Source organism: Collinsella sp. Sow4_E3, assembly GCF_052116285.1.
In the GTDB taxonomy this organism is placed as follows: domain Bacteria; phylum Actinomycetota; class Coriobacteriia; order Coriobacteriales; family Coriobacteriaceae; genus Collinsella.
Map to the genome: position 1 here is coordinate 1 of NZ_JBQKLJ010000080.1, position 734 is coordinate 734.

Genomic DNA, 734 nt, shown 5'->3' on the forward strand with positions numbered 1-734 from the left:
GGGAGGCGCCGAAGGTGTGGAGGGTGAGGGGGGTGAAGTCGTAACAAGGTAGCCGTACCGGAAGGTGCGGCTGGATCACCTCCTTTCTAGGGAGATACATTCTTAGAGAGATCAACTTAACTCGAATGGAGGGCAGGAGCCCGTCCGGTTGATGTCTGGCCCGGATACGTCCCCGCAGCACCCGGTCCCCGGGGTCGCACCCGCGTACCTTGAGAGCCGCATAGCGATAGGAGAGAGATGGAAGAGTATCCTCTTCCAGACTCGATTCTTTTCTGCGATCTAAACAGAGAATGATAGCAATCATTCATCCGATCCAAACAAGAGGAATTCACTCATTGATGAGTGAGGAGCATCTGATCGCGAGCACAGTGGAACACGCTGTGCCGCGGTATGAGATACCCGAATTGCGACATGAGAGCGCTATTCATGATATCGATTAATTCAATTTAGCGACACGTGGATATCCCGCGGGCCCGGAGCGGTCCCGCAAGATACCACGGGCGCACGGCGGATGCCTTGGCACAGGGAGCCGATGAAGGACGCGGCAAGCTGCGATAATCCCCGGCGAGGAGCACACATCCTTCGACCCGGGGGTCTCCGAATGGGCGAACCCATCCGTAGAGGTACGGATATCCCCCCGCTGAACACATAGGCGGGGGGAGGACAACCCGGGGAACTGAAACATCTAAGTACCCGGAGGAGAGGAAATCAATCTCGAGACTCCCCGAGTAGCG

At 56.9% G+C, this 734-nt stretch carries 2 rRNA genes; both read left to right on the plus strand.

Annotated elements, in window-relative coordinates:
- A 16S ribosomal RNA gene (locus tag ACTQ48_RS11325) occupies positions 1 to 86 on the plus strand; the annotation flags it as partial.
- A 398-nt stretch (positions 87 to 484) separates the two neighbouring features.
- Positions 485 to 734: ribosomal RNA gene (locus tag ACTQ48_RS11330) — 23S ribosomal RNA — on the plus strand; the annotation flags it as partial.